The 26,728-nt window shown below is 58.5% G+C and carries 24 protein-coding genes; 19 read left to right on the top strand and 5 right to left on the bottom strand.

All coding sequences use genetic code 11. From position 1 onward, the window contains the following. The first annotated feature begins 231 nt into the window (after positions 1-231). A complete protein-coding gene (locus tag MARHY_RS06160) occupies positions 232-1,938 on the top strand; it encodes an autotransporter assembly complex protein TamA (protein WP_442852534.1) in 1,707 nt (568 codons plus the stop codon). After that, positions 1,935-5,702, top strand: coding sequence for a translocation/assembly module TamB domain-containing protein (locus MARHY_RS06165; RefSeq protein ID WP_014421024.1), 3,768 nt, complete (start codon positions 1,935-1,937; stop codon positions 5,700-5,702). Before MARHY_RS06160 ends, MARHY_RS06165 begins: the two co-directional genes overlap by 4 nt. Positions 5,703-5,711: 9 nt before the next feature. On the opposite strand, the gene MARHY_RS06170 is transcribed toward MARHY_RS06165, so the two are convergent. From MARHY_RS06170 to MARHY_RS06180, 3 genes are read right to left on the bottom strand one after another with little or no spacing between them, the layout of a single operon-like run. Further along, positions 5,712-6,395: an SIMPL domain-containing protein gene (locus MARHY_RS06170; RefSeq protein WP_114433376.1), complete on the bottom strand. Its 684-nt coding sequence runs from the start codon at positions 6,393-6,395 to the stop codon at positions 5,712-5,714. A gap of 11 nt (positions 6,396-6,406) precedes the next feature. After that, positions 6,407-7,144, bottom strand: a complete 738-nt coding sequence (locus tag MARHY_RS06175) for a gamma-glutamyl-gamma-aminobutyrate hydrolase family protein (RefSeq protein WP_011785483.1) — start codon at positions 7,142-7,144, stop codon at positions 6,407-6,409. Continuing rightward, on the bottom strand, positions 7,137-8,138 hold the full coding sequence (locus MARHY_RS06180; protein ID WP_014421026.1) for an amidoligase family protein: 1,002 nt from the start codon (positions 8,136-8,138) through the stop codon (positions 7,137-7,139). The genes MARHY_RS06175 and MARHY_RS06180 overlap by 8 nt, the downstream gene beginning before the upstream one ends. Before the next feature lie 166 nt (positions 8,139-8,304). Between MARHY_RS06180 and lexA the strand changes: the two genes are divergently transcribed. Together lexA and MARHY_RS06190 are read left to right on the top strand one after the other, a co-directional pair. After that, entirely contained in the window at positions 8,305-8,916 is a 612-nt protein-coding gene (gene lexA, locus MARHY_RS06185) for a transcriptional repressor LexA (RefSeq protein WP_031210455.1), read from the top strand. 39 nt (positions 8,917-8,955) lie between these two features. Then, positions 8,956-9,450 carry a cell division inhibitor SulA gene (locus MARHY_RS06190; protein ID WP_014421027.1) on the top strand — a complete coding sequence of 165 codons (495 nt, stop codon included), beginning with the start codon at positions 8,956-8,958 and terminating at the stop codon, positions 9,448-9,450. 7 nt (positions 9,451-9,457) lie between these two features. Here the strand turns inward: MARHY_RS06190 and MARHY_RS06195 are convergent, their stop codons facing one another. Both MARHY_RS06195 and MARHY_RS06200 read right to left on the bottom strand, forming a co-directional pair. Next, the gene (locus tag MARHY_RS06195; RefSeq protein WP_011785479.1) at positions 9,458-9,718 is read right to left on the bottom strand and encodes a hypothetical protein; all 261 of its coding nucleotides are present in this window, start codon (positions 9,716-9,718) and stop codon (positions 9,458-9,460) included. Between the two features lie 57 nt (positions 9,719-9,775). Then, positions 9,776-10,258, bottom strand: a complete 483-nt coding sequence (locus MARHY_RS06200; protein ID WP_014421028.1) for a DUF6586 family protein — start codon at positions 10,256-10,258, stop codon at positions 9,776-9,778. A gap of 219 nt (positions 10,259-10,477) precedes the next feature. Between MARHY_RS06200 and MARHY_RS06205 the strand changes: the two genes are divergently transcribed. From MARHY_RS06205 to MARHY_RS06275, 15 genes are all read left to right on the top strand, one after another. Continuing rightward, positions 10,478-11,836, top strand: a complete 1,359-nt coding sequence (locus MARHY_RS06205; RefSeq protein ID WP_014421029.1) for a DUF1329 domain-containing protein — start codon at positions 10,478-10,480, stop codon at positions 11,834-11,836. An 80-nt stretch (positions 11,837-11,916) separates the two neighbouring features. After that, positions 11,917-12,246, top strand: a complete 330-nt coding sequence (locus tag MARHY_RS06210) for a hypothetical protein (protein WP_014421030.1) — start codon at positions 11,917-11,919, stop codon at positions 12,244-12,246. A 70-nt stretch (positions 12,247-12,316) separates the two neighbouring features. After that, positions 12,317-13,765, top strand: a complete 1,449-nt coding sequence (locus MARHY_RS06215) for a sigma-54 dependent transcriptional regulator (protein WP_014421031.1) — start codon at positions 12,317-12,319, stop codon at positions 13,763-13,765. Between the two features lie 213 nt (positions 13,766-13,978). Next, complete coding sequence (locus MARHY_RS06220) at positions 13,979-15,214, top strand: sensor histidine kinase (protein WP_011785474.1); 1,236 nt, start codon at positions 13,979-13,981, stop codon at positions 15,212-15,214. Positions 15,215-15,237: 23 nt separating this feature from the next. Beyond that, positions 15,238-16,683, top strand: coding sequence for a sigma-54-dependent transcriptional regulator (locus tag MARHY_RS06225; protein WP_014421032.1), 1,446 nt, complete (start codon positions 15,238-15,240; stop codon positions 16,681-16,683). A gap of 255 nt (positions 16,684-16,938) precedes the next feature. Next, on the top strand, positions 16,939-17,307 hold the full coding sequence (gene fliE, locus MARHY_RS06230) for a flagellar hook-basal body complex protein FliE (RefSeq protein ID WP_011785472.1): 369 nt from the start codon (positions 16,939-16,941) through the stop codon (positions 17,305-17,307). Between the two features lie 15 nt (positions 17,308-17,322). Continuing rightward, a complete protein-coding gene (fliF, locus tag MARHY_RS06235; RefSeq protein WP_014421033.1) occupies positions 17,323-19,029 on the top strand; it encodes a flagellar basal-body MS-ring/collar protein FliF in 1,707 nt (568 codons plus the stop codon). Continuing rightward, on the top strand, positions 19,022-20,065 hold the full coding sequence (gene fliG, locus MARHY_RS06240; RefSeq protein ID WP_011785470.1) for a flagellar motor switch protein FliG: 1,044 nt from the start codon (positions 19,022-19,024) through the stop codon (positions 20,063-20,065). Before fliF ends, fliG begins: the two co-directional genes overlap by 8 nt. A 295-nt stretch (positions 20,066-20,360) precedes the next feature. Then, positions 20,361-20,921 (top strand): flagellar assembly protein FliH, encoded by a 561-nt coding sequence (locus MARHY_RS06245; RefSeq protein WP_226374408.1) that lies wholly within the window; start codon positions 20,361-20,363, stop codon positions 20,919-20,921. Continuing rightward, on the top strand, positions 20,902-22,293 hold the full coding sequence (gene fliI, locus MARHY_RS06250; protein WP_011785468.1) for a flagellar protein export ATPase FliI: 1,392 nt from the start codon (positions 20,902-20,904) through the stop codon (positions 22,291-22,293). The genes MARHY_RS06245 and fliI overlap by 20 nt, the downstream gene beginning before the upstream one ends. After that, positions 22,293-22,736 carry a flagellar export protein FliJ gene (fliJ, locus tag MARHY_RS06255; RefSeq protein ID WP_011785467.1) on the top strand — a complete coding sequence of 148 codons (444 nt, stop codon included), beginning with the start codon at positions 22,293-22,295 and terminating at the stop codon, positions 22,734-22,736. The genes fliI and fliJ overlap by 1 nt, the downstream gene beginning before the upstream one ends. 137 nt (positions 22,737-22,873) lie before the next feature. Further along, the gene (locus MARHY_RS06260; protein WP_014421036.1) at positions 22,874-23,179 is read left to right on the top strand and encodes an STAS domain-containing protein; all 306 of its coding nucleotides are present in this window, start codon (positions 22,874-22,876) and stop codon (positions 23,177-23,179) included. A 10-nt stretch (positions 23,180-23,189) separates the two neighbouring features. Further along, positions 23,190-24,914: a fused response regulator/phosphatase gene (locus MARHY_RS06265; RefSeq protein WP_014421037.1), complete on the top strand. Its 1,725-nt coding sequence runs from the start codon at positions 23,190-23,192 to the stop codon at positions 24,912-24,914. 23 nt (positions 24,915-24,937) lie between these two features. Beyond that, entirely contained in the window at positions 24,938-25,288 is a 351-nt protein-coding gene (locus tag MARHY_RS06270; RefSeq protein ID WP_011785464.1) for an Hpt domain-containing protein, read from the top strand. A 97-nt stretch (positions 25,289-25,385) separates the two neighbouring features. Further along, complete coding sequence (locus MARHY_RS06275) at positions 25,386-26,570, top strand: flagellar hook-length control protein FliK (protein WP_014421038.1); 1,185 nt, start codon at positions 25,386-25,388, stop codon at positions 26,568-26,570. Positions 26,571-26,728 lie beyond the last annotated feature (158 nt).

A 26,728-nucleotide genomic window follows, 5' to 3' on the forward strand; every position in this document is an offset into this window, starting at 1 on the left:
TGGCTCTATAAGTGTCTGACAGGTTAGCCTATTTCTGGAACAGGTACGAGGCTGACGGTGGCAACAGCAATGGCGTTATGCTGCTAATCTTAATACGGCGGGCATGGATAGCGCCCCAGTCTTGCGGGTAAACTCTCGCCCCTGTGACAGGGAACACTCACTTTATCTGGTCAGGGCAGCCATCCTTTGATGCGGTTATTCGGGACTCACATTCAAGCAGCGATCAGGCCGGTGATATGGTTGCTGTTATGGCAGGCGAGCTCGGGATTTGCCAACCAGGTTCGGGTAGAGGTCGAGGGGGATTACGACCAGTTGCAGGAGAACGCGGAAATCCTGCTGGGTGAGGTGCAGGACAGAACCGCCGATGGACTGCGGCGCTACGCCTCCAGCGCCGCCGCCCAGGTGGAAGAAGCGGTCCGGGCCCTCGGATACTACAATCCGACCATACGCTGGCAAGTGAATGAACAGGATGAAGCGCCAGCGGAGCTGGTGCTGACCATCGTTCCCGGCGAGCCGGTGCGCGTGCGATCCCGGCAGGTGGATATCCAGGGGCCCGGGGCCGACGATCCGGACCTGGTGCAAAGCCTCCCGGAGCGTCCCCGGGAAGGTGATATTCTGAATCATGGTGAATATGACGGTTTGCGGCAGGCGATCCAGAACCGGGCAGGGCGCCTGGGCTACTTTGACGGCGAGTATGAGACCCGAAAGCTGAAGGTCGACCCGGACGCCAACGCCGCGGATATCCTGCTTACCTATCGCACCGGTGAACGCTACCAACTGGGTGAAGTCACCTTTCTGGAAGGCCATGGTTTTGATGAGCAGTTGCTGCGGCAATTTGTAACCACAGAGCCGGGCGAGCCGTTTCATGCCGATAAGGTGGCCCGGTTGAACCGGGATCTCTCCAACAGCGGCTATTTTTCTGGCGTCGACATTGATGCCTCTCCTTCCCAGGCAGAGGATCGTGTTATTCCAGTGACAATCGGTCTCACTCCCAGGCCTCCCAGATCGGTGTCTGCGGGCGTCGGGTTCTCGACCGATGTGGGGCCGCGTTTCCGCGGCAACTGGCGTGAGCACTATATTAACTCCATGGGGCACAAGAGAGGGGCAGACACCGAGCTCTCTGAACTGCGTCAGAGTGTCAGTGGTTGGTACGAACTGCCTCTTGACCCGCCCATGACCGATTCCATCCGCCTGGGCACCGGGTATCAGCGGGAACATGTGGAAGACGTTGAGTCCGAACGCCTGACCTTCGGTCAGCAATGGAACCATCAATTGGACAACGGTTGGATGCAGGTGTTGTCGATGCGCTGGGAAGGCGAGCGCTTTCGCATTGGTGACGGTGAGCGAGGGACCTCCAGCCTGCTTCTGCCGGGTGTGAGCTATTCGAAGCTGCAGGCGGATTCGCCACTGGATCCGTCCCGGGGATTTCGTTTACAGCTGGATGTCACCGGGGCCCACCGGGCGGTGCTTTCAGATGCGGATATTCTGCATGTCAATCTGCTTGCCAAGGGTCTGTATACCCTGGCTGACAACCATCGTTTTCTTGCCCGGTTCAACTTTGGCGGTATTGCCACCAACAATTTTTCCGATGTGCCGCCCTCTCTGCGGTTCTTTGCCGGCGGTGACCAGAGCGTACGAGGGTATGGTTATGAGACGCTTTCACCGGAGGACAGCGATGGTGTGGCCGTTGGCGGTCGATATCTCATTGTGGGGAGTGCTGAGTACCAGTATGAGTTTGCCAGGAACTGGCGTGTGGCTGCCTTTGTGGATGAGGGTAATGCCGTGAACGATGTCTTTGATCCGCTGGCGACCGGTGTTGGGGTGGGGATTCGTTGGGTCAGCCCCGTGGGGCCGCTTCGCCTGGATGTTGCCAGGGGGTTGAATGAGGAGCTTGGCGGTGGCTGGCGGATTCACTTTTCCATGGGGCCGGAACTGTGACCGAGGCGCAATCCAGAAATACACAGGCCCCGGATGCCGAACCGGATAGCCGAAAATCCCGGCATTGGTGGTTCTGGCCGCTGGTGATTGTCCTGGTACTGCTGCTGGTGCCCCTGTTGCTGGTGGTTGCAGTTCTGCTGGCCCTGCGCAGTGAGACGGGAACCGCCTGGGTCATTGAACAGGTACCAGGCCTGCGGACGGAAGCTGCCGAGGGCTCGATGCTGGGGCAGTGGCGGGCCGATGGCCTGGTCTGGCAGGGCTATGGTGTTGGCGTTCAGGTGAGCGAACCGGAAATTGACTGGTCACCGTCGTGCCTTCTTGAGCTGACGGTATGTCTGGACACGCTCAAGGCGGCCAGTATCGCGGTTACTGTGCAAGAAACCCCCGGCCAGGCTGATCAGCCACGAGGTGATATCCAGTTGCCTTCAGTCAATCTGCCCCTGGGTGTGAATATCCGTGAAGTCCGGCTCGGGGCACTGACGGTAAATGACAACCTGGTCTGGAATCGGGTCGAGCTGGATTCCCGGGCGTCGGGTGCCACCCTGAACATTGACCACCTTCTGTATGAACGCGGTGATATTCTGGTGACCGCCAATGGCCGAGCCGAGATGCGTCGGGACTGGCCATTGACTCTTTCAGTCAACGTGACCTTGCCACCACCGAGCGGAGACGACTGGCAGATTGCCCTGGATCTGTCCGGCAGCGCCCGGGATCTTCGTTTGGCAGGCGCCAGCAGCGGCTACCTCGATGCCCGCCTTGAGGGGGAATTGGATCCGCTTGATGTCGATCTGCCGGCTACCCTGAAGCTTCAGTCGCCGGAATTTCGGCCGCACAGCGCCGTGCCTGAAACCCTGACGCTGGGCCAATGGCGGCTGGAACTCGATGGTAGCCTGGCTCGGGGCTTCGATACCCGAACCCGGGCGATGCTCCCGGCGTCCACCGGGCCAGTGGAGGCGTCAGTTCAGGGTCTGGTGACCCTCCAAGGTGCTTCCGGCGTCGAGGTTACGATGATCGCGCGGGATCGGGAGGGCAATTCCGATGGCCGCTTCGGTGCGAACGGCAAGGTATCCTGGCGTGACGGTATTGATGCCAGCGCAGACATAACCCTGGAGGAGTTTCCCTGGTACGGCCTGATTCCGGGCCTGGAGCCGCCACCGGTTGTGCTGAAACGTCTGGATGGCCAGGTTCAGTATGGTAATGATCGTTATCAGGCAGCGCTGGATGCTTCAGTGGCGGGGCCCCTGGGTGAAGCCGAACTGACATCCCGGCTGATAGGGGATCTGCAATCGGTGAGCCTTAGCCAGCTGGACATGACCACCGGTGCCGGCGCGCTTTCCGGACAGGCAGAACTGGTGTTTTCCGGGCCGCTGAGCTGGGAGGCGCAGTTTGAGCTCGATCGATTCAATCCGGGCTTTTGGGTGCCGCAACTGGAAGCGCGTTTGAATGGAACGGTGGCTACCCGAGGCCACTTGCGGGAGGGGGCGCTGCCCGAATTATTCGCAGATCTGGATCTCAGCGGCCAATGGCGGCAGCAGCCGGCACAGGCAAAAGGAACCTTGTCCACTCAGGGGCGAGACTGGGTTGTGCAAAACTTCAACCTGTCAGTCGGGGATAACCGGATTGAGGGCAGTGGACGGTATGGCGAATCTCTGGCGGGCGACCTGCGCTTTGATCTTGCCGCACCGCAACAACTGTTGGCTGGTCTGGGTGGAGAGGCTGCCGGACGGCTTCGGCTGGCTGGGTCGCCGGAAGCTCCGGAAGCTGAGCTCTCACTGACGGCGGGCAATCTGGCCTGGCAGGATCAATTCCTGGTTACCGAGGCGCAGCTTGAGGCGGGGCTTGATAGTGACGGGGTGCTGGACCTTGATCTGTCGGGCACTGAACTGCGTCTCGCTGGCCAGGAACTCGACAAGGTTGTAGCGGCCCTCAGCGGCACCCGGGAGCGCCACACCCTGGCTTTGCAAGTCGATCATCCTGAAGCCTCGGTTGAGCTGGAATTCGCGGGCGGGCTCGGAGAGAAACTACCGGATTGGCGCGGACAGCTGACCCGGGGCCGGATTTCCGTACCAGAGCCAGGGCAGATCTGGCAGCTGGATACGAGAGCGGATCTTACCTACGTGGCCGGGGCTCTTGAGCTTGGTAGTCACTGTTGGCGCTGGCAGCAAAGCTCGGTCTGTGCGGCTGACCAGAGACTGTGGCCAGACTCCCGCATTGCTTATGAAGTGCGAGGTTTCCCTGCCAGTGCATTGGCGCCTTTGTTTCCAGAGACTTTCCGGTGGCAATCGACTATAGACGCCGACATTGCCGTAACACTCACGGATGCGGGTCCCGATGGCACTATCCGGATTGATGCCGGCGCTGGCGAGTTCGGGGTTCTGGTGCTGGACGACTGGCAGCCCATCACTCATGACCAGCTAGTGGTTGAGGCTAATCTTAAGCCGGATGAGGCCAATGTCAGCCTGGATTTCAGCGGCCCGGAACTTGGCCAGTTTGACCTGGATCTTGCGGTGGATCCCCTGGCCAGTGATCGCACAGTTGATGGTGAGTTCCGGCTCCAGGCCCTTAATCTTGCCTTCCTCTCGGCTTTTACCGGTATTGAAGACATTCAGGGGCGGGTTAATGGCAGTGGTCGTTTGAGCGGTCCCTTAATGAAGCCCGACGTCACCGGCGAACTGGTGCTTAGCGAAGGGCGTGTGTTTGATCCTGGCCTTCCCCTGCCACTGGAGGAATTGCTTGTAGTGCTTGAGTTCCGGGGGCAGTCGGCCGATATCAGCGGTCGGTGGAAAAGCAATGATCGCAGTAAGGGCCAGGTCTCCGGGAGCTTGGAGTGGGCTCAGTCGCCGCAGGTCGCGATCAACCTGAAAGGCGAACGACTGCCGGTGACGCTGGAACCTTATGCCCGGTTGGAGGTGGGGCCGGATCTGGATATTGCCTTCAAATCTGGCGAGCTGTCGGTCTCCGGCCGCGTTGAGGTGCCCAGAGGCGAAATCGAAGTTCAGAGCGTCCCCCCATCGGCGGTGTCGGTTTCCGAGGATGAAGTCATCGTGGGTGTCGAACGGGAAGAACCTGCCATTCGGTCCATGCTGATGGATGTGACTGTGGTGGTCGGTGAGGATGAGGTGTCGTTTGCTGCGTTTGGTGTCACCGGCAACCTCGAAGGCACGTTGCGCATTGGCAATAACATGGATACGCGGGGTGCGCTGCAGTTAGTGAATGGTCGCTATGAAGCCTTTGGCCAGGAACTGGACCTGCGCCGGGCACGGATTCTTTTTGTAGGTGCGCTGACCCGACCCTATTTGGACATTGAGGCAGTCCGTGAAGTTGATACGGTGGTTGCCGGGATCCGGTTATCCGGCCCGGTGGATGAGCCGGAAACGGAAGTGTTCTCGGAACCGTCGATGCCGCAGAGTGATGCCTTGTCGTACGTTATTCTTGGCCGACCGCCCCGGGGCCAGGGGGATGAGGGTCAGATGAGCCGGGCTGCGTTGTCACTGGGTCTTACCCAGGCCAGCAAGATCACACAAGGTATTGGAAACGAGCTGGGTATCCGTAACCTGACATTGGAGGCGGAGGGTTCAGGGGAGCAGGCCTCCGTGGTGGCGAGCGGCTATATCACAGACGAGCTAAGCCTCCGTTATGGTGTTGGCATATTTGAACCCATTACCACGGTAGCCCTGCGCTACGATTTGGGCCGCTATTTCTATCTGGAGGCCGCCAGTGGTCTGGCGGCCTCGCTGGATATTTTCTATACACGGAACTTCTGAGTGGCCAGGTCAGTCCAGCTCGAAGGTGGCACTGACGGTGGCCTGGATTTCCCTGGGGCCCACGCTTGAAACGGCGTCACCGACCATTTTCGATTCCGCTTGCATCATCGGTACCGGACGATGGCCGCCATTCACATTCAGACTGACCACTTCGCCACAACGTTGCTCGAGTTGCTTGGCGACAAACTCGCAGCGGCTTCTGGCATCGGCGATGGCCCTTGCCAGAGCCTCGCGTTCCAGCCCCTGCTCGTCTGAGTGGAAAAACTGGTGGCTGCCAAGATGATATTGCAGCCCCAGCTTGTTGGCTTCACCAATCAACGGATTCAGCAGATCCAGATCGTTGATCGAGAAGCTGACGGTCTGGCTTGCCACCGATACTCGCTTGGGATCCTGGCCTTGTTCCCGTACAGGAAGCATGCGAGTGTAAACGCTGAGATCGGCATCAGAATAGTCGTCCAGCTCATTACGATAGGCCGCAATGGCCTGGCGCCATTCGTCCATGGTGTCGGACACCTGTTCAGAGGCCTTGGCGGCATCCGGGTGCTCGGCCGTGACTGAGAACTGCAGTCTGGCGCTGTCTGGTTCGTAACGAACAATACCTTCGCCATTCAGGCTCACTTCTCCGGCACTGGCTGCCGCGGGTATCACGGTGATGGCGGCGGCGAGCGCAAGTGGCAGTCGACGTTTGATCATGGTCATTCTCCTTATGAGTGGAACTCCGGGCCTTCCCGGTTATCCAGTCGTTCCAGTTTCCGGGCCCGGGCGGCGTGCACAAAGTGGCTGAAGATGCGACGGTGCCCGGTGTGGTAAAGCAGGTATTCGGGGTGCCATTGCACTCCCATCAACCATTGTCGGCCGGTGTTTTCGATGGCCTGCACAAACAGGTCGTTGTCCACGGCCGTCACTCTGAGATTCTGTCCAAGGCGCTTGATGGCCTGGCTGTGAATGCGGTTGGCGCCAATCACGTGGCTGTACATCAGGCCTCCCAGACGGCTGTCCCGGACCAGGCGAACCGTTTGGAGGGGTAATAACAAAGGTCGATGTCGGGTATGTACCCGCAACGGGGTAACGTTCTGGCACAGGGACCCGCCGTGAAAGACGTTGATAAACTGTGCACCGCGGCAGATACCCAGCACCGGAATGTTAATCGCCTCCGCCTGGCGGAGAAGCTCGGTGTCGGTAGCATCCCGTTTCAGGTCATACCTGGCCGTCACCTGGGGTTGTTGACCATAGCGGCCCGGATGCACGTGGGTGCCGCCCGAGAGTACCAGCCCGTCCAGTAGTTCGACGTTGGTTCGGTCGCCCGGGCGGATGTAGTGTGTTCTGGCGCCATGCAGGCGCAGGCCCAGGCTGATCAGCCGATGGGCCATACTTCGCCGGGCCGGGCCACTGATGCCGATGGTGAGGCCGGGGATGTCCGTTTCGCTTTCCCAGTCAGACATAACCGTGCTGATGCAGCCATTCATCGGTGGTCTCACGCCAGGAGCGGGTGAGATTGCGTAAGCTGAACTTCCGGGATTCGTGGAATTCGCCCCGCAGGGCATCAAGATCCTGACGGTTGTTGGCAAGCTGCTCCAGCACTACCCAATCGTTCCAGACTGTGGAGAAGTGCCAATTGGGATTGTCGATATCACAATCCGGCAGCCGGTAGTGCAGAGTAGGACGACTTTTGATCCTGGGGTCCTGAACGTATTCGGACAACAGCGATTCGTTCAGATGAGCGAACAGTGGCAGAAGATCCAATGCCTTGTTCCGGGTAGGGTTGTAGTGCAGATAGTCCCTCATCAGTGTGTCCAGGTCAGGACGGTAATCGTCCGCCATCAGCTTGTCTGTGTAGCGGCTGCTCCAGGGCTCGATGTAGGTGGTGAACTTCCGGCTGATATCCAGCTGATGCCGGGACTTGAGCCAGTCATACAGCAGTGCGAACGCCTGCAGATAACGTACCAGGGTCTCGGGTTCAAGATCGGGCAGTTCCGGGTTAAGTTGAAGCCCGAACGCAAAGTAGATGGCCTCCCGGCTGCCTTCAGCACCCAGGTCTCGCAGCTCGTCTACCAGATTCTCGATCATGCCCAGAGCCGACATTGCGAGCGGTGGTCCCACAATCTCTAATGGCACAATCTTCTCGGCGGCAAAATCAATGACGTCCATGGCGTGGTTGCCGAGTTCCCGAATGGATTCCGGGAGCCGCTCGTCGGCAAGATCCAGGTCTTTGATAGGATCAGAGTCCAGCTCAATGGTGAAAGCCCCGGCGTCCGTATCCAGTCGGGTGACATAACGGGATGTCAGCTCCGGCTCGCCCCCAAGCAATCGGGCGGCATGCTGGACCAGGGCCTCGTAGGTCAGGCCGGACAGTTCAATCTCAACCCCGACTTTTCGTTCCTGGCCGTCCCGGTTTGTCGTTTGTTCCGGCATCTTGCAGCGGTCGTGTTCGGTCATGGTTGTGTGTGGCTTCCCTGTGTCTGGTTTGCGTCACCATAACATACAGGCTGTTGGTCGCCCGTTACAGGAAGGAAACGAAACGTAGAGGGCTTTACACTGGATAAAACACTGTATATAGTCAGTTCACTGTATAAAAAAACAGGATCGAAATTCCGGAGCCCGACTGATGAAACTGACTGCAAGACAATCCCAGGTGCTGGACATTATCCGACGTTACGTGGATGAAACCGGCTACCCGCCCACCAGGGCTGAAATTGCCGCAGAGCTGGGATTCCGTTCCGCCAACGCGGCGGAAGAACATCTGAGGGCTCTGGCAAGGAAGGGCGCCATAGAGATGGTCCCGGGGGCCAGCCGAGGCATTCGCTTGCCGGAGGCCGAAGAGGATCTGGGCCTCCCTGTCATCGGGCAGGTTGCCGCCGGCAGCCCGATTCTGGCGCAGGAACATATTGAAGATCACTGCACGCTGCAGCCGGGCTTCTTCTCTCCTTCAGCAGATTACCTTTTGCGGGTACGGGGGATGAGCATGAAAGACATCGGGATTCTGGATGGTGACTTACTGGCGGTGCACAGTACCCAGGATGTCCATAACGGTCAGATTGTTGTCGCTCGTGTCGGAGAGGAGGTCACCGTCAAGCGTTTCCGCAGGGAAGGCAACAAGGTCTGGCTGATTGCAGAGAATGAGGAGTTTGCTCCGATTGAAGTCGATCTCGCGGAGCAGGAATTGTTTATTGAAGGTCTCGGCGTAGGCGTTATCCGCCGCTCCGATCTTCACTGAATACCGTATTCGGCAGCGCATGGCGCAGGTAGGTGAGTAATGGAACAGTTGAGCTTCACTCAGAACATGGCATTTCAGCCGGCAGCTGTTGTTGCGGCTGGCGCGGTTTCCTCTGGCCAAAGGGCACCGGCGGCCAGGGCAGCAGCGTCCGGTTCGGAGCGACGTTCAGCGTCTGGCTTCGGTGGCAATGTTACCGAGATTATTCTTCCGGAGGAGCAGGTGGAGAATTTCCAGTTGCTGCTGCCAATGCTCACACAACTCAACCAGGAGAAACGTTGGCTGGCGTGGATTGATCCTCCCCAGTCCCTGGTGGCCAAGTGGCAGAAAATGCACGGCATTGTGGCCAGTGAGATTCTTGTGTTGCGGTCAACGGCAGAATTCCCGGCACAAGAGTTGGCTGAGCGAGCGCTGGGCGCAGGCACCTGCCATGCCGTTGTGCTCTGGACTCACAAGCTGGGCCGTGCAGCGCTGGAAACCTTGCAAAAGGCATCTGCCAAGGGTAATAGCCACGGTGTGGTGTTGCGCCAGAGATAACGGGTGCTCAATGCAAGGTGTAGTGGGGCTGATTGTCGGCGAACTCGCCTTCGTCCTCTTCCCAGTCAATGTCGTGGCTGATGTTGCCAGCGGCCTCGATGCCAGCGGCAATCATCGCCTTGGCGACGTTCATGTCCCGGTCTTCCAGCATTTCTCTGGCCTCGTCAGAGAATGAGATGCGCACAAGTGGAGCTGCGTCGTCATCAATCCGGCGAAGCGCGTAGTCGCCGTCGGCGAGTTGTACAATTTCAAAAAACGAAGGTGACATTCATTCAACCTATATCTGCTGTCAGCGTATGTTAATGGATTGGCTCCGGCAGGCGGATTACCACTCGCTGTGTTGCTCGTCTATCTCTCTGGTCAATACGGTCATGGCAGCCAGTATCTTGTTCAGAGCCTGAATGGACCGATCTGGCCCCTGATCCGCCGAAACCGCAATGATGTTTTCTTCCGTCACGGTTTTCCGTGTCTTGGGCGGTTCTCCAGCGGCAGCCTCCAACTGATTCAGCTGTTGCCACCAGCTCCCTGGTGTTTCAGCCAGTTCCTTCAACATCCCGCCTTCCGCAATCGCATAGGGAAACAGCGCCTCCAGCTCGTCAATGGAGGCCGGTCTGTCGACCTTGTTCTGGTGACATCGGGCAATCATTACCAGCAGGAGTCCGCGAGCCCGCAGCAACAACTCAATGGCACCTTGCAGTTGGGCTTCTCGTTCTGGCGCAGTCGCCGCTTCGTCTTGCTCAACCCGGATTAGTAACGTTTTGGCCAGAAACAGCTTTTGCGAAACCAGAGAATGCCATTGAGATGCCATGAGGAAACCTGCGAACGAAAAATCAGAGAAACAGGGCCGGTAAAACTTTGGGAGTTTATCATTTTTGGCTGTTTATTTCTCGCTCTATCCACTTTGTGGAAATGCTCTTGTCACAAGAAACTACAAACAACCACTTGAAACGGGCGTTTGAAACTGGCACAAAGAGCGTCAAATTGAGTGAGTATTGACCACTCATGTGACTCACGCTGGAGGTTGAGGATGCGAAACCGATTTATTGCTGCCATCGCAGTTGCTGTTATGGGGGCGTCCAGTCCGCTGCAGGCAAAGGTAACACAGGCTGAAGCCGCGCGCCTGAACAATGAGCTGACACCGGTTGGTGCCGAGCGCGCGGGCAACGCGGCGGGCACCATTCCAGCCTGGGATGGCGGGCTTGCCACGCCACCGGCGAATTGGCGCGAGGGGTCTGTAGAAATCAATCCGTTCCCTGGCGATGACGCCCTGTATGTGGTGACGGGGGATAACCTTGATCTTTACCGGGATAAGTTGTCGGACGGCCACATCCGGATGCTGGAGCAATATGGTCCGGCATTTTTCATGCCGGTGTATGAAACCCGTCGGACAGCGGCGTTTCCCGAACATGTATACGAGAAGTTTCGCCAGAATGCTCTGACCGCCGAGCTGCTGGATAATGGAAACGGGGTAAGAGACACCATCATGACCAGTCCGTTCCCCATTCCACAGAATGGTCTGGAAGCGATCTGGAACCACATTCTCCGGTATCGTGGTGAGGAAGTGTCCTTCCGTAGTGCTTCAGCCACCCCTCAGGAAGACGGTTCCTTCAACCCGGTGGTCAATCACTATGATTATTTCCTCGCGTACAGTCAGGTAGGCGCGGATCTTGCCGATATCGACAACAAGATCTTCTACCTGAAAACCGAGACGATCGCCCCAACCACGCTGGCGGGCACCATCACCCTGGTGCACGAGACTCTGGATCAGGTTCGTTCACCTCGCCTTGCATGGCGTTATGACGCCGGCTCCCGACGCCTGCGCCGTTCTCCGAACCTGGCCTACGAGACAGACCTGCCGAATTCGTCCTCTCTGCGTTCGGTAGACCAGAAAGATATGTATAACGGCGCTCCAAACCAGTATGACTGGGAACTCAAAGGTAAACGGGAGCTGCTGGTTCCCTACAACGGATACAAGCTTCACGATTCCAGTGTTCGCCCTGAGGACGTCATCCGCCCCAACCACATCAACCAGAGTCTTGCTCGCTATGAGCTGCATCGGGTGTGGGTGGTAGAGGCCAAGCGTCGTACCGGTATCGGCCATATTTACGAGCGCCGTGTGTTCTACATTGATGAAGATAGCTGGCAGATTCTGGTCTCTGAGGAGTACAACGAGAAAGGCGAGCTATGGCGCGTTTCCGAGGCTCACAATATCAGCTACTACAGTGAGCCGGTCTTCTGGACCACCATGGAAATGACGTATGATCTGAAGGCAAATCGTTATTACATTGATGGTCTGGACAATGGTTACCCCGCCTATGATTTCGCGCCGGGGTATCGTGGTAACGAGTTTACCGCCTCTGCGGCCCGTCGCGCTGCACGGCGTTAACCGTCCGCTTGCGGGGCGCCATCGTTTCCGGTGGCGCCCTTTCGTTGGCCAGTCTGTCCCGCAGACCACGGAGATTGCTGATGGCCAACCCTGAAAACCTCCTTTCCGATCTGGATCAGCTTCAAGACGAATTAACCCTGGCCCTGGACAACCAGGATTGGGAACGATTGGGCCAGCTTAATGCCCGGGTTCGACCGACGGTGGAACCGTTGATGGCTGAGCTCGAGAAGGGCTGCCTTGATGCCACACTGGTGCGAGAGCGACTGGAAGCGCTGAATCGTTTTGTGGCCGAGGCCGATGCCGCCGCTGTGAAGGCCCGCGACGAGGCGAAAGCCTCATTGAAGGGGGTCAGCCAGAACCGTAACGCCGCCAAAACCTATCAGAACGTCTCCTCGAATCGTCAAAGATAGCGTCATAAAATTGACTCGGGCCGACATACGGTCTTAAATACCGCACAAATCCATGAAGAGATTCCTGTGAATGTCCAAAAATAACAAAGTGCTGGTGCTGAGTGAGGATGAAACCAGACGGCGAGATCTGGTCACCATTCTGGAGTTTGTCGGTGAAGAGCAGGTGATTTCCGGCGACGAGGCTTTGGCGCTTTTGGCGAGTGACGATGATCAGGCCTGGGATAGTGTTTCGGTAGCGGTCGTCAACGGCACCGAATCCGGCGCCTGTTCCGCCATAGAGCAGGTGTGCCGGGCCATGACCGGTGTACCAGTGTTGCTGGTTGGCGACCCTGAGCTCAAGGGTTTGTCAGAGGACGATGCGGCACGAGTGATTGCGCGGATGGAATGGCCGCTGAACTACACCAAGTTCGTGGATTCCCTGTACCGCGCACAGATCTATCGGGACCAGTTCAGCCGCAACCAGCAGCGCGGCCAGCAGCGTGGTGTGCAGCTGTTCCGCAGCCTTGTGGGAACCAGTCGTAAAATCCAGCAAGTGCGCCAGTTGATGGAGCAGGTGGCCGACAAGGATGTGAGCGTGCTGATTACCGGAGAGTCCGGTACTGGGAAGGAAGTGGTTGCTCGCAATCTGCATTACCATTCTTCCCGCCGCGATAAGCCTTTCGTGCCGGTGAACTGTGGTGCTATTCCGGCAGAGCTGCTGGAGAGCGAGCTCTTTGGCCATGAGAAAGGCGCGTTTACCGGTGCCATTACGGCGAGGGTAGGGCGCTTTGAGATGGCGGAAGGCGGCACCTTGTTCCTGGATGAAATTGGCGATATGCCCCTGAACATGCAGGTGAAGATACTGCGGGTACTGCAGGAACGCACCTTTGAAAAAGTGGGCAGTAACCGCACCCAGACCGCTGACGTACGGGTGATTGCGGCGACCCACAAGCATCTTGAGGACATGATTGAATCCGGTGATTTCCGGGAGGATCTGTACTACCGGCTGAACGTGTTCCCCATCGAAATGCCGGCACTCCGGGAGCGAGTCGAAGACATTCCACTGCTGATCAACGAGCTGATTTCCCGGATGGAAAAAGAGAAGCGTGGTTCATTGCGGATGAACTCGGCGGCCATCATGAGCCTGTGTCGTCATGATTGGCCGGGCAATGTCCGTGAGCTGGCGAACCTCGTGGAGCGTCTTGCCATCATGCATCCCTATGGCGTGATCGGAGTGCAGGAATTGCCGAAGAAGTTCCGCTATGTGGATGATTACGACGAGAATCGCCCGGTAGAGGATTCAGGTATGCCCTCTTCCATACCAGGCCTGGTGGGGCTGGATGCGCCAGCGTTGCTTCCGGTGAACGGCATTGATCTGAAGGATTATCTCTCCAATCTCGAAAAGCAATTGATTCAGCAGGCTCTCGATGAAGCCAGCGGCGTAGTCGCCCGCGCCGCCGAGAAGCTGCGGATACGGCGCACGACGCTGGTGGAGAAAGTGCGAAAGTATGGTCTGAGGGACGACTCAGAAGAAGCCTGATGACACCGGGGTTGCCGGTAAAAGGTGGCGTCAAAGGTTTGTAACCTGCGACGCCATTGTTGTTTCTGGCCGACGGTAATTCGTCACCCTGGGTATCGTTGATTTCGTTACTATCTGAAAATAAACAATAAATACTAATTGGCACGCTGTTAGCTTTAACCTTTCCGAACAAAAGTATTGATGGCCCCGCCGGGCCTGTCAGGGGGAAAGGTTATGAGCCACGCACATGTCGTTATGGAGTCCCGCCACCAGCCGGATGCCAACGCTGCGGCTGATGTCAACGACAAGGTGACAGCACTGTTTCCACAGCAGGACGATGAGGCTGTAGATTCTGCGCTGGAACTGTTCAATCGCATGTCTCGTCAGATTACCGATTCCTATCGCACACTCGAGTCTCGGGTGAACCAGCTGTCCGGTGAGCTGTCTTATGAATCGCGACAGCGCCAGCAGGAGCTGGAGCAGAAAGAGCAGCTGGCAGATCGCCTGTCTACCTTGCTCAATGCCCTGCCTGCGGGTGTGGTGGTGCTGGACAAACATGGCACTGTCAGTCAGAGCAACCCGGCCGCCATTGCCTTGCTGGGCGAGCCGCTTGAGGGCGAGCGCTGGATTGACGTTATCCGCCGCTGTTTCGCGCCCCGTAACGATGATGGCCATGAGGTGTCCCTGAAGGATGGTCGCCGGGTCAGCATTGAGATCCGTACCATGGAGAATCAGCCGGGTCAGTTGATCCTGCTGACCGATCTGACTGAAACGCGCCAGCTCCAGTCGCAACTGGCTCATGCCCAGCGCCTCTCTGCCATGGGCAAGATGGTTGCGTCCCTGGCCCACCAGATTCGCACACCGCTGTCTGCTGCCATTCTCTATGGTGGCCATCTGAGCCAGCCGGATCTCGATGAGGAGCTACGTCAACGTTGCGCTTCCCGGCTGATGTCCCGCCTGACCCATCTGGAACAGCAGGTTCGTGACATGTTGATCTTCGCCCGCGGTGAAACCCGACTGGCGGAAGAGCTGGATTCGTCGCGCCTGGTGGAAGCGCTGGAGTCTGCTGTTGATGGGCTCAAGCTTGCGCCAGGTGTGCAGGTGACCCTGGACAACCAGGTGCAGACGCCTTGCCGGCTGATGTGCAATCGCGATGCCCTGGTCGGCGCCTGTACCAATCTTGTGAATAACAGTCTGGAGGCGGGGGCAGCCGATGTTTCAATCGTCGTTTCCGCTACCTCTGGCCGCCTGGAAATCCGGGTTTCCGATAATGGGCCCGGGTTCGAGCCTGGTGAGGCAGGTCGGATTATGGAAGCCTTCTACACCACCAAGTCCCATGGCACCGGCCTCGGGCTGGCCGTGGTGCAGGCTGTGGTCAAGGCCCATCAGGGCGAGTTTTCGATTTCATCCCCCGGACAGCAAGGCGCCGACGCGATAGTTCGGCTGCCTATTCTGACAGCCCGGTTTTAAAGAACAGGTTGGAGGTGCATAGCATGGTAAAGGCCCAGATTCTGATTGTGGAAGATGACCACGACCTGCGCGAAGCTTTGGTAACGACGCTGGAACTGGCGAAATTCCAGGTGCGGGAAGCGGCCAGCGCTGAAGATGCGCTGGCAAGCCTGGCCCGGGCGCCGGTCGATATGGTGGTCAGCGATGTCAATATGCCCGGCATGTCCGGCCATGAGTTGTTGGCGGAAGTTCAGCGCTTGTATCCGGGGCTGCCCATGATGCTGATTACCGCGTACGGCCAGATCAGCCACGCGGTGTCTGCCATGCAATCCGGTGCCATCGATTATCTGGTCAAGCCGTTTGAGCCTCAGGTTCTGGTGGAAGCGGTCAGTCGGGTCGTGGGCGGAAGCCGCCAGAAGGCTGGCGATGAGCCGGTGGCTGAGGATCCTGTCAGCAAACGCATGTTCCAGTTGGCCGCGAAAGTGGCGGCCAGTGATTCCACAGTGATGATTTCCGGTGAGAGTGGTACCGGTAAAGAAGTGTTGGCCCGCTATATCCATCAGCAGTCACCCCGAGCGGATGAGCCGTTTGTCGCGATCAACTGTGCCGCTATTCCGGAGAATATGCTGGAAGCCATTCTGTTCGGTCACGAGAAAGGTGCATTCACGGGTGCCGTTGCAGCCTCCCCAGGTAAATTCGAGCAGGCCAATGGCGGAACCATCCTGTTGGACGAGATTTCCGAAATGGATCTTGGTTTGCAGTCCAAGCTGCTGCGAGTGTTGCAGGAGCGGGAAGTGGAGCGCGTCGGTGGTCGCAAGACCATTCAGCTGGATGTTCGTGTGCTGGCGACCACAAACCGTGATCTGGCGGACTACGTGCGCGAGGGCAAGTTCCGCGAAGACCTTTATTATCGATTGACGGTGTTCCCGATGCGGTGGCAGCCTCTGCGGGAGCGGCCGCTGGATATTCTGCCCCTGGCCCGCTCACTGCTGAAAAAACATTGCCGCAAGATGAAGCTGACCGGCATCACCCTGGCCGAGGATGCCCGTAAGGCACTGATGGCTCATGCCTGGCCGGGTAATGTCCGGGAACTGGACAATGCCATTCAGCGGGCGCTGGTGTTGCATCAGGGTAATGTAATCCACGCCGGCGATCTTTGTCTGGAGCTTGGGATTACCGGTGCCGCTGACTTTGGTGCACCCGCCGAGCCGTCCATTTCCGCCAGGTCCATGGAGGTCCCTGCGGCTGACGTGCCAGACCCCGAGGCCGGGCTGGAAGCGGATTCAGCGGCTGATGAGGCGATTGGCTCACTCGGAGATGATCTGCGCCAACAGGAGTTCCGTATTATTATCCAGACCCTCAAGAAAGAGCGTGGCAGGCGCAACCGGGCCGCGGAGCAGTTGGGCATCAGCCCGCGAACGCTTCGTTACAAACTGGCCCAGATGCGAGATGCCGGTATCGATCTTGATGCGGAGCTGGCCATGGCCTGAGTCAGGGCCTTTGTTGTCGACCTTATACTCCTTCGGGCACCCTTCGGGGTGCCGTTTTTTTGCCCGCCTGCCTGGTCTTCTTTTTCGCTCTGGTTTCACTCCTGTCAATTCTTTGTCACGTAGACGCCTTCCACTGTTAAATTCTTTATTAACCCGTTGAAATAAAACGTTTAATTGTTTCTGGCCTGTTGCTTGCTTCCAGTTCATTTGAGTCAGCAACAAGTACAGGCCCGACAGGGCCGCCGGGAGAGAGTGATGGTTCAACGTGCCGACATAAATAATGTTCTGTCTGAGATCCGGAATCTGCGTACCCAGATGATGCAGAACCAGAGGATTGAACAGGATCAGTCCGTACGTGGCCGCATCGATGGCCCACGACAGGTTCAGGAAACCCAGGAAGTTCCCAGCTTCAGCGATATGCTGGGCAAGGCCGTCAACAATGTACACGAGGTCCAGAGTCAGGCCAGTGAACTCAGGACGGCCTACGAAATGGGCGATCCAAACGTGGACATTACCCGGGTAATGATTGCTGCCCAGAAATCTTCCGTGTCTTTCGAGGCTCTGACCCAGGTGCGTAACCGGGTCGTGCGCGCCTATGAAGACATCATGAATATGCCGATCTGATAACGGAGCAACAGCATGGCAAGCGTACCCGCGGAAACCGCCGCCTCTGACCTGCCGGCTACCCAGGAGAGTGATACTCCTGAGAGCCGTAGCAATCTTTTGCTCGGGTTCAACCGATTGAATCTGCTCCGCCAGGTCGGGCTTATGGTGGGGCTGGCCGCCAGTGTGGCACTGGGTGTGGCTGTGGTGCTCTGGGCTCAGGAGCCCAATTACCAGCCGGTGGTGGGGGATCTGTCTGCCTACAACCCGCAGGACGTGACCACCATCCTCGACAGCAATGGTATCGATTACAAGATGGACCCCCGCACCGGAGCGCTGCTGGTGCCGTCTGAACAGGTCTATAACGCGCGCCTCAAGCTTGCTGCTGAAGGCGTAACCGACCAGAAGACCATGGGTTATGAGTTGCTGGACCAGGAACGTGGTCTGGGAACGTCCCAGTTCATGGAAACCATCAGCTACCGGCGCGGATTGGAGGGCGAACTGGCCCGGACCATCGCCGCCATGCGTGGTGTTCGAAATGCCCGGGTGCACCTGGCCATTCCCGAGCGTTCGGTGTTTATCCGGGATGCCCGTGAACCGACCGCCTCGGTGTTTCTTGAAGTGTTTGCGGGCCGTCGTCCTGAGCCAGAACAGATTCGGGCCATCGTCAACCTGGTGGCCGGCAGCATTCCGATGATGAACCGGGATCAGGTGACCGTGGTTGACCAGAACGGCAATCTGTTGACGGGCGATGAGGTTCAGGCCGAAACAGACCGGATGAAAGACCAGTATGAATACACGTCCAGGGTTGAAGAGCGGCTGACCCGCCGTGTCGCCTCATTGATTGGCCCGATTGTCGGGGAAGGGCGTTACCGCGCGGAAGTCACCGCCGACCTCGACTTCTCTGCGGTCGAGCGTGCCGAGGAGTTATACAATCCGGAGCAACAGGCGGTGCGCAGTGAGCGCGAGTTGTCTGAGCAGCGTGTGGCGGGAGCCCAGGGTGGCATTCCCGGTGCGCTGGCCAATCAGCCGCCAGGGGCTGCGACGGTTCCGGAGCAGGCCACTGCCGCCCCAGGGGAAGATGGCGCTCCTGCAGCTCCGCCGGTGAATGTCCGGAGTGAATCCACCCGGAACTATGAACTGGATCGTACCGTCAGCTACACCCGTCAGGAGCTGGGTGCGGTCAAGCGGGTGACCGTGGCCCTTGCCGTGGATGACATGAAAGTGGTCGACCCGGAAACCGGCGAGGTGAGCTATCAACCCTGGCCAGAGGCCGAACTGCAACGGCTGAGCATGCTGGTGCGTGATGCGGTTGGCTATTCCGCGTCCCGCGGAGACAGCGTTACCGTCATGAATACGGCGTTTGCCCCAGAGGAAGCGGTGGAGTTTGATGCTCCGAGCTTCTGGGAGCAGCCCTGGTTCTGGGATTTTATGAAGCAGGTATTGGCAGTACTGGTCATTCTGATTCTGGTGCTTGGCTTGCTGCGCCCCACCCTGAAGACGCTGTCCGGTGGCGGCCGCCGCGAGCGTGGTGAAGGCGGAGAAGAGGGGGAGTATGGTGGCCTTGCTGATATCGAAGGCGGGCAGGCACTACGCGATGCCATGTCGTCTCAGGATGACCTGCTTTTGCCGGGCGCCACAGACAGCTATGATAGACAGTTGAATGCACTCAAAGGCCTGATTGCGGAAGATCCCGCCAGGGTTGCACAGGTTATGCGCCAGTGGGTGAACGTCGATGACTGAAGAAAACGGCCAGTTGCAGGGGGATGCCCCGAAAAAGCCGCAGCGCAAGATTCCGCGAGTGGAGCAGGCAGCGATCCTGCTGATGTCTCTGGGTGAAGCGGACGCTGCGGAGGTGCTCAAGCACATGGGGCCGAAAGAGGTTCAGCGGGTTGGCGTCGCCATGGCGCAGATGAAAGACGTCAGCAAGGACGACGTCACCTACGTGCTTAACCAGTTTGTGGACGCTGTCGGCGGCCAGACCGGTTTGGGGGTTGGTAATGACGATTATATCCGGGCGATGCTCACCCAGGCGCTTGGTGATGACAAGGCCGCGAGCCTGATTGACCGAATCCTGATTGGCGGCAATACCACCGGCCTGGATACTCTTAAGTGGATGGAGCCCCGGGCTGTGGGCGATATTATCCGTTACGAGCATCCCCAGATTCAGGCCATTGTTATCTCCTACCTAGACCCGGACCAGGCCGCTGAAATTCTTGGCACACTTGATGAAAAAGTGCGACTGGATGTGATGATGCGGGTGGCGTCGCTGGAAAGCATTCAGCCACAGGCCCTGCAGGAACTGAACGACATCCTTGAGAAGCAGTTCTCCGGTGGCGCGGCCTCCCAGACCAGTCGGATTGGTGGTGTGAAGCGAGCGGCCGATATCATGAACTTCATGGATCGCGGGATTGAGGGCTCGTTGATGGATTCCATCAAAGACATGGATCCTGATCTGGCGTCCACCATTGAAGACCTCATGTTCGTGTTTGATAACCTCAAGGATATCGATGATCGGGGTATTCAGGCGCTGCTTCGAGAGGTGTCCTCCGAGGTGCTGGTGGTGGCGCTCAAAGGTGCCGACGAAGCCGTCAAGGAGAAGATCTTCAAGAACATGTCCAAGCGTGCTGCGGAGTTGCTGCAGGATGATCTGGAAGCCAAGGGGCCGGTCAAGGTCAGCGAAGTCGAAGCGGCCCAGAAAGACATTATCACCGTTGCTCGCCGTATGGCTGAAGCCGGCGAGATCTCGCTGGGTGGTAGTGGCGAAGAAATGATGTGATGAAAGATTCCGATCAGGACAGCAAGCGCATACCGAAAGAACAGATGACCGCCTGGGAACGGTGGGAATTGCCTCTGCTTGATGAGCGCGGAAACCAGGTTGTCGAGGAAGAGGAAGTCAAGCCGCTGACCGCGAGGACGGTTTTCAGGAGGGCCGGCAGGCTGGTTACGCGGAAGGCTTTGAGCAGGGTCGCGCAGACGGGCACAAAGATGGCTACGCCGCAGGCGAGGCGGAGGGTCGGAGCGAGGGTGAGCAGCAGGCAGCGGAGCAGACGCGTCAGGAAGTTGCCTCCCGGATGGAACGGCTGGAGCATCTGATGGGTGAGCTGTTGTTGCCCATCGAACGCCATGAAGATGAGCTGGAAGCGGTGCTGGTCAACCTCACTACCGTATTGGCCCGGGCGGTGGTCTTCCGTGAGCTCAGCATTGATTCCTCCCAGATTCGCCAGGTGGTGCGTCGGGCTCTGTCGTCACTGCCCTCTACCGCCGACAATCTACGCATTCATATTCACCCCGACGATATCGAGCCGGTACGGGAAGTCACAGAGCGCCTGGAATCACCGGCGGTCCTCATTGAGGACGACACTCTCATGCCTGGTGGCTGTAAAGTGGAATCGCGCCATAGTCTGGTGGATTACACCGTGGAGAAGCGCTTCCAGCGGGTGGTTCAGGGTATGCTGGAAGAACAGCTGGCGGAGCCTGCCGGTCCGGATCAGGAGGAGCTGGCACCCAGTATGGGGGAGCTGACCGATTTTCACCGGGATGTGCTGAGTGATTCGGGCATGACATCACCACCAGAATCCGAGTCTGACGAATTCAACGACCAGAGCCAGGACGATGACATCACGCCTGGCTGAACGGTTACGGCAGCTTCAGGGGGCCATCAGCGACGAGCCTGCGCCAGAATTGTCTGGCCGGCTCACCCGCATGGTGGGTCTCACGCTGGAGTGCGTGGGTTGCCCGATGGTGGTGGGGGACCGTTGTCTGATTCAGGGTGATAGCGCCACCAGTGTGGAAGCGGAAGTGGTGGGGTTTGAGGAAGATAAGGTTTACCTGATGCCGCTGACCGCCATCGAAGGTCTCAAGCCCGGAGCCCGGGTGATTCCTCTGGCCTCGGCCAGCAGGGTACCGGTTGGCCCGCAAATGCTGGGGCGAGTGGTGAATGGTGCCGGCGACCCGCTGGACGGCAAGGGACCGTTGCAGGCAGAGGCCAGAGTGCAGCTGACCGGCGACATCATCAACCCATTGAACCGGGCTCCGGTGCGCCAGTCCATGGATGTGGGAATCCGTGCAATCAACGCGTTGCTGACCGTAGGGCAGGGGCAGCGTCTCGGCCTGTTTGCCGGCAGTGGTGTCGGTAAGAGTATGCTGCTGGGAATGATGACCCGGTTCACGGATGCAGACATTACCGTGGTTGGGTTGATTGGTGAACGGGGCCGGGAGGTCAAGGAATTCATCGAGGACATTCTCGGCGATGAAGGCCTGGCTCGTTCCGTGGTTGTAGCCGCTCCGGCAGATGACTCGCCGTTGATGCGCCTGCGCGCTGCCATGCTCACCACCCGAATTGCCGAATACTACCGCGATCAGGGTAAGCGCGTTCTTCTTTTAATGGATTCTCTCACCCGCTATGCCCAGGCACAGCGGGAGATCGCCCTGGCCGTTGGCGAACCACCGGCGACCAAGGGGTATCCGCCCTCGGTTTTTGCCAAGCTGCCGCAACTGGTTGAGCGCACAGGCAATGGCCGACCCGGCGGTGGTTCCATTACCGCGTTTTATACCGTTCTGACGGAAGGCGACGATCAGCAGGATCCCATTGCCGACGCTGCCAGGGCCATCCTTGATGGTCACATCGTCTTATCCCGGCGGCTGGCGGAAGAAGGCCATTATCCGGCGATTGATGTGGAGGCCTCTATCAGCCGGGTAATGCCCCAGGTGACTGATTCTGAGCATTTCTCCCGGGCCCAGAGATTCAAGCAGGTTTACTCCCGTTACCAGCAGGCCCGTGATCTGATCAGTGTGGGTGCCTATGTGAAAGGTTCCGACCCGGAGACTGACTTTGCCATTCAGCACATAGGCAATATGAGCCAGTTTCTGCAGCAGGGGCTGAATGAAAGTGCTCCTCTCACGGAGGCGATTGAGCAACTGATGGCGGTAGTGCCGGAACGACGTTCACCGGAACGAAGAAAGACGGCGGTGCCGAACCCCGCCGGCAATCGGGATAATGTCTGATGCTGCGATCGAAACGGCTTGAAGTTGTCCTCTCCCTTGAAGAGCGGAAAGAACAGGAAGCGTTGGAACGCCTTGGTGAGGCCCGAAAGCAGGTGGAGGCGCACCGCGAACAGGTGGAGAACCTGGAGCGCTATCAGCAGGAGTATCGTGACCAGATCCGCGCGAGCCAGCAGGGTGTTGTTCCTGTGGCGCGACTGCAGGCCTGGCAGGCTTTTATCGCCCAGCTGGACCAGGTGATTGCCCAGCAACAGCGGCAGCTGCAACAGGCTGAACAGGTGTTTGAAGCCAGGCGCCGGGAGTGGCAACAGGCCTGGGAACGTCGCCGTGGTATGGAAAAATACATTGAGTCCTGCCGGCAACAGGAACAACGGGAACAGGATCTCAGAGACCAGAAACTGGCGGACGAAGCTGCCGGTCGGGCCTTTGCCCGGCGACAGCGATAATTGAAGTCCCCGGTGATCTGCATCAGATAACCCGGATGCAATTTCCGTTTATTTGACTATCCTTTACCAGATAAGCTTGCCATCAATGGCTGGCAGCGAAGGAAAGTCATTGGTGGAATGTGCCGGGAGGTTCAGGAATGCCTATAGAGACACGCCGGAGCGATGACGGCAAGACCCTCACGATCTGCGTGGAGGGTCGGTTCGATTTCAGTACCCATCAATCCTTTCGGGATGCCTACGAGCACAGCGAACCCACCGTCAGCCACTACGTCATTGATCTTTCAGACACCACTTACCTCGACAGCTCTGCTCTGGGCATGTTGCTTCTGTTAAGGGATCATGCTGGCGGAGATGGCGCCCGCATCTCAATCGAGAACTGCAACAGCGATGTCCGGCGAATTCTCTCCATTTCCAACTTCGAGCAGTTGTTCAGCATTCGCTGAGGCGATTCCCTTGAAGGTACTTCTTGCCGAGGACAGTGCCAGCGACAGGTTGATTCTGGCGCGGCTGGTAAAGCGCCTGGGCCATACCGTGATTGAAGCCGAAGACGGTACCGAGGCGGTGGATCTGTTCCGGGAGACCCAGCCGGATCTGGTGTTGCTGGACGCCCTGATGCCGCGGATGGACGGAATGGAGGCCGCTCGTCAAATCAAGGCTCTGGCAGGCGAGCGCCTGGTGCCGCTCATCTTTCTCACCTCCCTGTCGGGGGCGGGTGATCTGGCCCGGTGTCTTGAGGCCGGCGGCGACGACTTTCTCGTCAAACCCTACAATCGCGTGATTCTGGAAGCGAAGATTAACGCGTTTAATCGTATGAGGGGGTTGCACCAGGCATTGTCGGACCAGCGTGACCATATTCGGCGCCAGAATCAGCAGATGCTGGACGAGCAGCGCACGGCGCGGCGGGTGTTTGATAATATTGCCCATACCGGTTGTCTGGATGCCCCCAACATCCGCCACCATGCATCCCCCCTCTCGGTTTTCAACGGTGATGTATTGTTTGCTGCTCAGCGCCCCGGGGGCGGCACTCTGGTGTTTCTGGGTGATTTCACCGGGCACGGATTACCTGCCGCCATTGGCGCCATGCCGGTTGCTGAAATCTTCTACGGGATGGCGGCCAAAGGCTTTGGCGCCCCGGATGTCCTCCGGGAAATTAACCGCAAGCTTCGGCGAATACTGCCGGTAGGCATGTTCTGTTGTGGTTTGATGGTTGAGGCTGACTTCAAACACAACAGCCTGCGTGTCTGGAATGGTGGCTTGCCGGATGGCTGGCTGTTGCGTGCCGGAGGCGACCGTGTCGCCATTCCGTCCCGGCATCTGCCGCTGGGTGTCCGGGAGCCGGACCAGTTTTCGGCCTCCATGACCGTGCTGGATGCGGCACCGGGCGACTGGCTGGTGATGATGACCGACGGGCTCCCCGAGGCGCCCAATAGTGGCGGTGAAAGCCTGGGCGAGGAAGGTGTCTTGAGCGTTCTGGCGGGTCTGGAACCAGGGCAGGAGCCGTTCGAGGCCCTGCTGGAGAGAATGCAGCAGCACACCGGGAAGCCAGAGCTGGCTGATGACCTGACGCTCTGCTGCCTGCAAATGGTCCGGGCCGAGGCGCCAGAAGCAATGCCCGACAAGATTCCTGAATCGGCGTTGACGGGCCCGGCGGACTGGCGCTGCGTCTATGAGCTGAGGGAACAGACACTGGCAGACTTCAACCCCCTGCCGCTTTTACTGCATATCTGTATGGAGGTGCCCGGACTGAGGAGCCGAAGCGGCGAGGTCTACACCCTGTTGTCGGAACTCTACAACAATGCTCTTGAGCACGGTGTTCTGGCCCTGTCCTCAGAGTGGAAAACGTCACCTGGCGGTTTCAGCCGCTATTACCAGGAGCGAACGCGCAGACTGGGGAACACCGATGGGCATTTCATACGGTTTTCTCTTGAGCATCAGCCCAGGGAGGGTGGAGGTACCCTTACCGTTGTCTGTGAAGACAGTGGTGATGGTTTTGATTTCACTGAATATTCTGACACAGTGATGCAACAGCAGGCGGCTTCAACCGGCCGATACGCGGGCCGGGGACTTGAGATCCTCCGGCGTATGACGCGAAATCTCAAGGTTCACGGCCGGGGCAATCGCGTGGAAATCGTCTATGATTGGTGGTTCCCCGACGCGGCCATAATCAGTGGCGCCTGAGTGCCGACAAACGAGGATAGCGAATGAACGACAAACCCCATCTTGACGTAGAGGCGCTGGCCGAACTGCAGGATGTGATGGAAGACGAGTTTGATGTCCTGATCCAGACCTACCTGGCAGACTCCCGTTCACGCATTGACGGCCTGAAAGAGGCGCTGGCAACGGCCGACCCGGAGCACTTCGCCAAGACCGCGCACAGCTTCAAGGGCAGTTGCATCAATATCGGTGCTCCCAGGCTCGGAGGCCTGTGTTTTGAGGCCGAGCAACTGGGCAAGGACGCCACTCTGGAACAGGCCCCTGCAGTGCTTGAACGGATTGAGGCCGAGTTTTCGGAGGTGGCTAGACGTTTGCAAAACTTTGGCCAGGAGGCCTGAACGTCAGCCCGTGTGAAGGTTTGGCACCGCTTTTGCAGCTCTCAGGAAAACGCTCCGAACAGGGGCTACCTGAGATCTAAAGCGGCAAGAGGTTGCCATGCAACAGACCATACTTCCCCAGGCACCGGCGAAAACGAGTCAGCCAGAGGTCGGTGCAGCGAAATCGCAAGGCCGGAAGGACCCGGAGGCCGGTGACAGTCGTTTTGACGAGCTGTCCAGGGCCGAGCAGAAGCGGATGGATGCCAAGCGCGCCGAACGTCGGGATCAGGCTGATGCCGCGCAGGAACGCAAGGCGGCCGACCGGGCCGATGAGAAAGCCGAAGCCTCCGGTACCCGGCCAGAAAAAAATGATACGCCCACTGACCAAAAGCAGGTAGCGGACTCCGATTCACCGGCCCGTCCTTCCTCGGCCAGTGACACCAGCAATACCGGCGATACTGAGGCAGACGATGCCCTGGTCGTTGCCGAACCGCTGATGCCCCTGACATTCGCCAATCTTCAGTCGCTGTATCCTGCAGCCGCCAACCAATCCGGTACGGGCGGACCTGAGAGCCTGGCATCAAATATGGCGCTCACAGGAACTCAGGCCAACCCCGGACTGATCAAGGGCCTGCCGGGGCAAACATCTGCCGGCGGAGGCAGCACCGCTCTGGCTCCGGGCATGCAGCTAACCGACCTGCTTGCCGGTGCGACAAGCGCTGAGAGCGCCCGTCCCGTTGATCCGACCAGTCTGCTCTCCAATCCCAGATTCCAGAGTGTAATGGATACCGCAGCGCAGCAGGCAGCACAGCCCGGAAAACTGGCTGCGGACGCCAACATTCCGCTCCGGGGCTACACTACCTCGGTGGATGTGCCGGTTGGACAGGCGGAGTGGGGCGACAAGGTCATGGGCAAGCTCAGTTGGCTGACCGCCCGCAATATGTCGGTTGCCGAAATACACCTCACGCCTCCGGATATGGGGCCAATGGAAGTCAAGGTGAAAGTCCACAACGATCAGGCCAGCGTCACCGTGCATGCGGCCAACCCGGTGGTGAGGGAGCAGCTCGAACAGCACTCCCACCGGCTCCGCGACCTGCTGGGTGAACAGGGGTTGTCCCTGGGGCAGTTTGATGTCTCTGACCAGGGCGGTCAGCAGGCCGGTGGCGAGAGTGGTGAGGCCGGTGAGGGCGATGGTCGGTCTTCTGGTGGATCATCACTGGCCAGCCACGATGCTGATGCAGAGTCGTTGAGCACCGGCCAGCTTGATCTGGGCTGGCGGGGTGAAGTGGACGTCTTTGCCTGAGTCCGGATGATTTCTGACCAATTCAGCCTGCTGTCTTCCGACTTCTTTGCCCATCCCCTCCGGCAACGCTAAACTGCGGTTCTGAATACAGGGGATGGGCTGTCTGGCCCGGCCTTTGCATCACATCAGCGAAAGGTTGTTCGGAGCTTTCCGGACGC

This window comes from Marinobacter nauticus ATCC 49840 (assembly GCF_000284615.1).
GTDB lineage: Bacteria > Pseudomonadota > Gammaproteobacteria > Pseudomonadales > Oleiphilaceae > Marinobacter > Marinobacter nauticus.